Annotated in this window: 10 protein-coding genes and 1 pseudogene; 1 reads left to right on the top strand and 10 read right to left on the bottom strand. The window is 57.4% G+C overall.

What is annotated here, in order from left to right; translation table 11 throughout:
• The first annotated feature begins 133 nt into the window (after positions 1–133).
• Positions 134–958 carry a hypothetical protein gene (locus G3N97_RS34065; protein WP_205997270.1) on the top strand — a complete coding sequence of 275 codons (825 nt, stop codon included), beginning with the start codon at positions 134–136 and terminating at the stop codon, positions 956–958.
• 86 nt (positions 959–1,044) lie between these two features.
• On the opposite strand, the gene G3N97_RS34060 is transcribed toward G3N97_RS34065, so the two are convergent.
• The 10 genes and pseudogenes from G3N97_RS34060 to G3N97_RS34015 form a co-directional block, all read right to left on the bottom strand.
• Positions 1,045–1,455 carry a hypothetical protein gene (locus tag G3N97_RS34060; RefSeq protein ID WP_205997269.1) on the bottom strand — a complete coding sequence of 137 codons (411 nt, stop codon included), beginning with the start codon at positions 1,453–1,455 and terminating at the stop codon, positions 1,045–1,047.
• A gap of 378 nt (positions 1,456–1,833) precedes the next feature.
• Positions 1,834–2,316, bottom strand: a complete 483-nt coding sequence (locus tag G3N97_RS34055; protein WP_205997268.1) for a hypothetical protein — start codon at positions 2,314–2,316, stop codon at positions 1,834–1,836.
• A gap of 88 nt (positions 2,317–2,404) precedes the next feature.
• On the bottom strand, positions 2,405–2,722 hold the full coding sequence (locus G3N97_RS34050; protein WP_205997267.1) for a hypothetical protein: 318 nt from the start codon (positions 2,720–2,722) through the stop codon (positions 2,405–2,407).
• Between the two features lie 11 nt (positions 2,723–2,733).
• On the bottom strand, positions 2,734–2,961 hold the full coding sequence (locus G3N97_RS34045; protein WP_205997266.1) for a hypothetical protein: 228 nt from the start codon (positions 2,959–2,961) through the stop codon (positions 2,734–2,736).
• A gap of 705 nt (positions 2,962–3,666) precedes the next feature.
• Positions 3,667–4,152 (bottom strand): hypothetical protein, encoded by a 486-nt coding sequence (locus G3N97_RS34040; RefSeq protein WP_205997265.1) that lies wholly within the window; start codon positions 4,150–4,152, stop codon positions 3,667–3,669.
• Between the two features lie 75 nt (positions 4,153–4,227).
• Complete coding sequence (locus G3N97_RS34035; protein ID WP_205997264.1) at positions 4,228–4,845, bottom strand: hypothetical protein; 618 nt, start codon at positions 4,843–4,845, stop codon at positions 4,228–4,230.
• 15 nt (positions 4,846–4,860) lie between these two features.
• Entirely contained in the window at positions 4,861–5,115 is a 255-nt protein-coding gene (locus G3N97_RS34030) for a hypothetical protein (protein WP_205997263.1), read from the bottom strand.
• A gap of 13 nt (positions 5,116–5,128) precedes the next feature.
• The gene (locus tag G3N97_RS34025; protein WP_205997262.1) at positions 5,129–5,698 is read right to left on the bottom strand and encodes a hypothetical protein; all 570 of its coding nucleotides are present in this window, start codon (positions 5,696–5,698) and stop codon (positions 5,129–5,131) included.
• Positions 5,699–6,533: 835 nt separating this feature from the next.
• Positions 6,534–7,319 (bottom strand): annotated as a pseudogene (locus tag G3N97_RS34020) (transposase); the annotation flags it as partial.
• A gap of 189 nt (positions 7,320–7,508) precedes the next feature.
• A complete protein-coding gene (locus G3N97_RS34015) occupies positions 7,509–7,790 on the bottom strand; it encodes a transposase (RefSeq protein ID WP_241031005.1) in 282 nt (93 codons plus the stop codon).
• Between the last annotated feature and the right edge of the window lie 204 nt (positions 7,791–7,994).

Genomic DNA, 7,994 nt, shown 5'->3' with positions numbered 1-7,994 from the left:
TACAACTCCGTGCGTCCGCATAGTGCCCTCGGGCAACTGGCGCCGGACCAATTCCGGCAACTGCATCAACCGAAAAGCGGCGAGCCCACTAACTTACGAATGGTGTACTCGGCGGGGTAAGGTCACAACCGCTTTGGGCAACCCCGCCCTGGGTTCTTGGCTCATCGCCCAGCGCGCGAATTTTCGGGCCGGCATTTTTGATTTCCGCGGTGCGCCGCCCTGTCTCAAATGGCAAGCCTGCGCACCGAAAGTCGGCGCTCAGCGTCTCGCAGAACATTGCTTAGTTAAGCTCGATGAGGATGAAACGCTCGCGGTTCTCCATTCGAGTGTCGATGATGTTCAACGAGCGGACCTCGCCAAGGCCATATGGGCTACCACCGTAGAACCTATCGGAGGTAAAACCGAGCGGAATTTCTACCAATGCCTTAGGACTCGAACCGGTGCAGACCGAGTTGGCGGGGTGCTCGACCTCATGGGAACGGCATATGTCGGAGTCGATGTTTCCGGCAAGAGAAAGCGCGTCGCTTCACTGCTGGCAAATCCGGAGCGCATTAGAACACCAGCTACTCCTGCAGAGCTCGCATTGAGAGCCGTAGCCGTCGACGATTCGCTTGCCAATGTCTTGGACGCATTCCGATGCGTTGAGAAGGAGCCCGGTGTAACTACCGTGCGACCTGAGTTGGTCTACTGCATCAAGTCGGCATTACGACTATGCGCAGAGAATCCCGCTTTGCAGCTCGACGACGCCGCATTCCAAGTTGCGAACGCACGTCGCGAACGAGGTCGTATCCTGCGCAATCGCGCCGTTGGTAGCACGTTGCTGATGAAGGGCCTCGAATTCGACCATGTGGTCATCACGCCTGACGCCTGCCAGAACCGACATCATTGGTATGTTGCGTTGACGCGTGGCACAAGGTCGGTTCGGGTCCTGTCGCCAACGGTAACCTTCCAAGCCTAGCGTTGCGAGCAGGCAATCAATGCGGGGGCCCTTCAGATTTGACGGCAAAGCGTCCCCGGTAACGACTCTGCGGAAGCACTACTGGTTTAGCGGGCGCCCTGCCTTATCGAGGCAAAGAGTGCGTTGCGCTCGCGCAGGAAGAACGCGTAACAGCCTGCCGACAAATACCATGCTGGATTGAGCGAGAAATGCGGAAGTTTGCTATTGAGCAACGTGACGCCACAAAGGCAGAAAATCGTAAGCAGGAACGCGACGAATCCGAAAATTGCATCCTCGGGCAAATAGCGGTCAAGAATAAATAGCGCATTGTCGAACAGGACTGGCGCAATTATCGCCGCGGCAATGGCCAGAACCGCGTGAACAACCAAGTTTGTCGCCGCGCTAGCCTCCGGGGAGCCCTGAAATGGCACGTCTGAGAAGATTGCGATTGCGAGCAGCGGCAGCATAAGTATCGCCGCGTTTTCTTTGAGCGTTTTCAATACTCCGAGCGAGAACATCAAGCCTCCGCTGTAGCGTGCGTGTCGGTATCGCATTCGGTTGCGCCAGAATGCAGACCCTATATTCCTGATTTGCGAAAACGAGGCAACTGACGCTGTTGCTTCGCAGCAACGATATTCACAGTGCGCGGTCGGGCAGACTTCTGCAGCTTCGTCATGACTTGCAGCACAACCACGCCTCGACACGGTCCAACCGCCAACGCAAAAGCTGATGGTCATACAGTTCGGCGCGTGGTGGCAGCAGCCAGGGGCGATGCTTTGCTCGCAGAAGGACGGTTCGGACGGTCAGCCTCAAAAGCGTCGCAAGCTCGTCTGGGTCGAGGTAGGTGTGCCAGTGCGAGAGTTCATTTGGTGTCATGCGCCGTCTAGCACACGACCTTAAATGTCGCGGTGGGGATTCCTCGTTGGATTGGTGACATGCAGGATGTGCGCGATAGCGAGGGCGTGACGACTAGCATCAACCAGCTCCCCGTCTGGCCGGCCACCACGGCAGAGGCTGCGCATCCCTGCTGGACGGAGCACCGTCCTCCAACACCGCGCCACAGACGGTTGAGTATAGACATTTACCGGGTATTTCATGTGGGCGCGGTAGGTCTGTTTCTCGCGCGCGCTCAAAGACAACGCGTCGACAAAAGACGGTTGGGCGTGGAAGGATGGATCTCCACTGACTCGGACTCCGACTACGTACCAAAGTAGCGTTCGGGGCGTGTAGCCGCCTAGGCTGCTTTCCTCGACGTCCTGGCGTACTGCTTTGGCGAAAGCATCCATCGCCGCATCACGCCCCTGGTGAGCGAAGAGCGTAAGAATTCGGTCCAAAATCAGGCCTGGGTTGCTAACAAATGAAATTTCGGTGTCTTCCATGTTGCGCCTCAATGCCGGCTTCGGGCCGATGCCGGGCGCCTGCGCGCCAGTTTTTCCAGTGCCGCGCGCGGCGGCGAATTTTCCGCCGTCAATTCGCCGAAGTTTTGCGGCGGAGCAAGAGCTTTCGGCTCGCCCCGAGGGCTAACATAACGATCCCGGCGAACAGCAGGAGCACCGGTAAGCGAGCGCCAAACACGATGGCCCCGGCCCCCACCTGAAATATCGACTCGAATATCGCTCCGGGTTCTGCGGGACCAACGACGAACAGCAACCCGCTCGTGTAGAGAGAAAGCGCGGCAGGCGCGAGCAGCCAACCAAAGAATTCCGCGATGTCTGTCAACAGGCGGTAGACGGCCCAAAGGAGAATGGCCGGAAGAAACAGAATAAAAAAAAGTACGTCGATCATAATTTTCCGTTCTATTTCGCGAGCCGCGAGCCTGCGCGGACTCCCGCGACAAACTTGCGTTGCAGGATGAACCCAACGATGAGTGTAGCCCACGCAACGCCTATGCACCCCCACAGCAGGAAGCACCACTTCGTCCCGTTGTCCGGCAGCGTCATCAGCACACCGAACGACGAAACGACAGAACACAGCGCAATGATCCACGCGGCGCTGACACAGGTTGAAAGTCGCTCGATATTCATGTGGTTATTTTCCTACGCGTAGACAGGTCTGCCTGGTGCTTCCAGCAGCGTCCTGACATCGTCGACGACGAGACGACTTGCATGCGCCTCGTGTATGAAACCAGAAGCAGCGATTGTCAGTCGGTGAGCTTTGCCACCGTCACGCAAATCGCGGATATACACATCAACATCGCGAAGACAGCTAATGGTGGTGCAAACGACCTCCAAGCTCAGAGGCCCGTACTGCTGCCCGAGGCAGGTCAATAGAAACATCGTACTTTCCTACGCGTTTGGTTTTCGGTATCTAATTATCTGATCAATAGCCACATGCCGCTTGTCAGAAAGGACCCTATTGCAATGAATGGAATGACAACAGAAGCACACTTGCGTACAGGAAAATTGTCGAAATCTACACCGTAGAACTCTGCGAACTGGCATCCAACGATTCCGCTCGCAACGAACAGAAAAGCTTCTGTCCTAACGCCACGGGCCGCAAAAAAAATGGTTATGCAAAGGCCGATAAATAACGGTGGGCTAATGCGTTCGCGTATTGTCTTCCAAGTAGGGGCTGAAAGACGGACGCCAAATAGCCGAAATCGGTTATCGCCAGGCGTCACTATGGATACCAGCAGTGGAGTGGACAGCAATACCGATAAAACAAGCATACACAGGCTGAAATTTGGCGCGTTCATATTTTCCGATAGCCCGCCGAAACGGTCGCAGTGGTTATGCAGGCATGCGCTTGACAGTCACGCGGTACTCTGCGCCGTTGCTGTCGGTCGCAATGGCCGTCGCGGCGTCGAGCGGCACAGTTGCGTCCATGTGTTTCGGCAAACCCGAATCGTCGAGGTCAATCACGACATGCGCCGTGTTGTCGGGATTGAGCGCCACGACCGGAGCAACCAGCGTGAATTGGCCGTGTCCATCGCTGTTCTGAAAGATTTTCCGCGTGCCAACAAATCCGGTTGCACGATAAGACGCTTCGAAGGTCGGGGACGGGCGGTATTTGGTGATATCGACGCTTGCCATCGGCACGGCCTTGGCGTCCTGCCACATGCCGTTTGCGCAAAGCACCTGTTGATGGGAGGCGGTTTCGCCAAAGGTTCCGTTGTTCTCGTCGGCACACTTTGCGTTCATGACCTGCGCAGCATGCGCGGTTCCCAATGTCGCGGCAATCGCCAACATGGATGCAACAAGTTTTGCTTTATTCATTTGATTTACTTCCCGTACTTATGGTCCCGGCTACCGGCCAGTGCGGGGCGCACGAGCGCCGGTTAATTTTCCGAGTTACCGTCGCACAATTTCAACGTGATCGTCAGCGTCATACTCGGTCACCGCGAGTCCTACCGGGCCGTGCTTGAAAACGATCACACCATCTGTTCCGAGTTCGACCGCGCGAATCGGATGAACATGAAAATGGTCATCGCTCTGACCCGACCGGACGGCGAGCTGATCCTCCGTGGTCACCAAGCCCGCGACCTTGTACGTTACGCTGTCCTTTGGCACGGTCAGTGCCTCGGTATACGGGAGCGTGGCGGGAAGCTCGCCGAAGTTGCCATCTGACCGGCGACAGTCGCGAAAATGCTCCAGCGCGTCCCACACGGCCTTGCTCCAGCAGGATTCGTCGGCAAGCGCCTCGGCGGTGAACGTGCCAAGTAGGTCCTCAAGCTCGGTCAGGGCCTCGAAGATGCTCCTGCCTGTGACGATTGGGAGCCACTTGGTTGAGAGGACATATTCGGTCGCGTCGATCATGTCCAAGTCGCCGTCGGACGATCCCTCGCAGATTTCGTCGCCGTGGTAGGAGAGCGGAGTGCAAACGGCCCAAATCCCCTTGCCGTAACGGTCATTCCACACCTTGAGCGTGAAGCCTCTCTTCTTTACGAGCGTGTTGATTCGATCAAACATGCTTATTTTCCGTGGTCAGTGCGATTGGGTTTCAACCGGCGTCAGCACGAAACGTCGCTCGCTTCCATCGGCTTGACGGATGGTGATGCCGCTTGTCATCATGGTCGAGAGGCCAACCCCAATGTTTCGGATCGCGTCGTGTTGGGCGTCGAACGTTCCCCGCGTGTAGCCCCTCTTGAATGCCGTATGGTCCGTGACAGCTGCAGCGGCGACAGCCGCTAGAAGCAACACGCCGACAAAGGCCGCAGGGTGCAGAGTGATTTTCTTCATGTCCATTTTCCGATCAGATAACGCTCGCCCGGACGGTTACTGTTCGACCGCTTTTCCCGAACGGCATGCTGACCGGCTTGCCACTGACGAGAGAGACGGTGCGCGTCATGGATTCTCCTGCAACCCACGGCGATTGCCCCGAAGTGCCGTGTTCCTCAACTGCATCCATTCCAACAAGTTCCGAATCGGTGAGCTTGAGTCCAAAGATGATCGAGCCATCGTTGCCAAGCCCCGGCGTCACGCTTACGAACAGACCCGTATCCACCCTACGCGTCACGCTATCGCCAGCTTTGCATTCCAGGACGTTCGCGCAAGGGGAAACGTAGGGATGCTCGCTCCAGGAAGATGACGGATGTTCCCGACCGTCAGCGGGCAGTATGCCTGCGAATTCAAGGGGAACTTTGCCCTTCTCGGAGATCGTCACCGTGTACTTTATTTGCTTTACGCCTGACAAGGACGCGACTCCGGTCCGAGCCTGAACGCCCGCAGCATCGTATGCCCCGCCGTCGATAGTGCCGCCAACTTCCGCCGCGCTTGCCAGCAGCGGAGCCGCCACCAACAGGACTGCTGCAATCTTCTTCATTTTCTTGGGTGTCTAACGTGTGGTTGGTTACTGAGTCGGGCGACTCACGGTTGCCGCCCGCAGCGGCAACGATCAGACGTGTGAACAAACAAAAGAGTTTGACACCATGAAGGTCACGTAATCAGTCACTTAGCGGAACGCTTGATCACGCTCCGACGAAAGAGAGTTTGACACAATAACAATCCAACACCTTTGGTATCGGCATATCGCGATAAAAGAGTTTGACACAAGCGGGAGCATCGCAAGGATTTTGAAAGCGCGCCGGCGATGCCGCCCCGAGATCAGAAGGCCGAAACCGAAGCAGCCCTTCGACTCTCTCGAAAGCGGACATAGAAAAGGCGAGCTGAAGAGGTCGACTTTGACAAACCGAGGCTCAGGTACGTTCGAATCGCAGCACTCGACTACGTTGCGTCGCGAGCAATACGGACCGACCATCTGCACTGAAGCTCAGACTGACGCGCTGTCGTCGAGGTCCTTCGGCACGTTCAAAAAGCGCGCGACGCTCGTCGAGAGGGGTAAGGACTGGGTTGTCGGTTGCAGGACCAGAGCCGATCACAATACGCGCCTCGTTATTCTTGATGTCGATTCTGATCACAGCAGGAATGCTGACCGATACCCCGGTAGGCCGCCGACAAAACCGTGGAAGGCACTCAGACATTCATCCAGATCGAGGATGCTGCGATCGACGCATTTCAGCGCGAGACCGGCAACAACGTGCTTCGTGACAGATGCGAGCATATCTCCCGCAACTCTCTGGCAAGCAGCGTGAGGTGTCCGTGCGAGAAGCGCTAGACATGACCGGCGGCCTGCCGGATATGATCGACTCTGCCTGGATGCCGTGTATCAGCGACTGCGACAGCAATGTCCTGTACAGCGCGTCGTACAGGCGGTTGTAGTGTAATTCGCTGGGGCGGATGACCCAGTGTGCAAGCGTGCCCCGGCTCACGGGAATCTGCCATCGGGCCATGGCGGCCTGCATCCGGTACAACGGGATGCCGTCAACGTATTTCGCGGTCGCCACCGTCGCGATCACCGACGCATCCGCATGGCTGCCCGGGAGTGGCTGTACCGGCATCGGTGCGAGGACGACCGGCGTATGTTCGGCGTGACGCTCGCAGTGCCGGCACGTGTACTTTGCACGCACGTTCTGGTGAACCGTCCACTTGAGCTCGACATGCAGCTGTTCGCTGATGTCCTCGCCGATACGATACATCGGATTGCCACAACACGGGCAACCTCGCTGGCCTTCCGGCAGATCGTACTCGATGCGTTCGCGCTTCAGGTACGCCGGCAAAGGCTTGCGTCCCACCTTGCGCCGCTCAGGCTTGCCGGCCGGTGGCAAGCCGGTGTCAGGCAGCGCCGGCTGGATACCTTCGTCGTCCTCGTCGCATGGTGCGCTCCGGGCGATTTGCTCGGCTTCGTCGAACACGCGATCCTTGCGTTTTTCGCTTTTGGGTGCGTAACGCTCCGCCTGCAGCAGGCGGACCTGTTCCTCAAGTTGCTCGACGCGCTGGTTCAGATCGTCGATATGTTTCGCGTCACCGATTACACGCGATTCCAGAGCATGGATATAGCCCTGAACGGCCTTGGGTACGCGCCTGAGGTCGGGTGCATTCTTCATGCACTCCAGGATAGCGAAGTGCGGCACGCCGTGGGTTTACGTACTTTCGCAACGGCGGGCCTGCCGTTGTTTACGTGCAACGCGTACCAGGCTAGCTTGCGTGCTCGTCATGCCGTGCAGGATGACGGCGAAGCGCGTCGATGTCGATGCCATCGAGCAGCCAGTGGAGCTGCTGTGTGGTCAGCTCGATCACTTCCACGTCCAAAACAGGAACGAATGCCGGCGTACTGGCTGGTGCCGGTTGCCGTGCAGATCGGGAGCGTGTCTTTTACGATCGAGGGACATCCACTTGCGAAGCTGGTTGGCGTTCACGCCCGCCTTGAGTGCCATCCCGGTCACCGAGGCGCCGGGTTTCTGGCACGCCTCGATCAGCTTGCGCTTGCTATCCCGGTCGTACCGGTTCTTGCCGTCAATCGATTTACCGATTACCCGAAGGGGCAGGAAGTCAAAGTCAGTTTGTAGGTCAGTCATGGTCTGCGTCCGCAATGTGTAAGCTGCGGACGCAATCTTGTTCCTTGTTACCCACCGGTTCCAGATGAGCCGAAATTACCGTACATGGACGCCCCCGGTTTGCCAAGCTCGCAGTTGGTGAACGGTAGAAGGAAGATTGCACCCGTACATTCGGACTTTCGTTGTGAGACGGGCTCACTGTCCCTGATGGGTTTCGCTGGCCAG

Origin of the sequence: Paraburkholderia sp. Ac-20347, from assembly GCF_017104805.1 — a bacterium.
GTDB classification, from domain to species: domain Bacteria; phylum Pseudomonadota; class Gammaproteobacteria; order Burkholderiales; family Burkholderiaceae; genus Paraburkholderia; species Paraburkholderia tropica.
This window is presented reverse-complemented; position numbering and strand designations above follow the sequence as displayed.

What these genes read in the sequence shown, in the direction of transcription:
- G3N97_RS34040 (WP_205997265.1), bottom strand. Translation starts at nt 4,152, where the DNA reads ATGAATAAAGCAAAACTTGTTGCATCCATGTTGGCGATTGCCGCGACA.
- G3N97_RS34060 (WP_205997269.1), bottom strand. Translation starts at nt 1,455, where the DNA reads ATGTTCTCGCTCGGAGTATTGAAAACGCTCAAAGAAAACGCGGCGATA.
- G3N97_RS34035 (WP_205997264.1), bottom strand. Translation starts at nt 4,845, where the DNA reads ATGTTTGATCGAATCAACACGCTCGTAAAGAAGAGAGGCTTCACGCTC.
- G3N97_RS34050 (WP_205997267.1), bottom strand. Translation starts at nt 2,722, where the DNA reads ATGATCGACGTACTTTTTTTTATTCTGTTTCTTCCGGCCATTCTCCTT.
- G3N97_RS34055 (WP_205997268.1), bottom strand. Translation starts at nt 2,316, where the DNA reads ATGGAAGACACCGAAATTTCATTTGTTAGCAACCCAGGCCTGATTTTG.
- G3N97_RS34025 (WP_205997262.1), bottom strand. Translation starts at nt 5,698, where the DNA reads ATGAAGAAGATTGCAGCAGTCCTGTTGGTGGCGGCTCCGCTGCTGGCA.
- G3N97_RS34030 (WP_205997263.1), bottom strand. Translation starts at nt 5,115, where the DNA reads ATGAAGAAAATCACTCTGCACCCTGCGGCCTTTGTCGGCGTGTTGCTT.
- G3N97_RS34015 (WP_241031005.1), bottom strand. Translation starts at nt 7,790, where the DNA reads ATGACTGACCTACAAACTGACTTTGACTTCCTGCCCCTTCGGGTAATC.
- G3N97_RS34045 (WP_205997266.1), bottom strand. Translation starts at nt 2,961, where the DNA reads ATGAATATCGAGCGACTTTCAACCTGTGTCAGCGCCGCGTGGATCATT.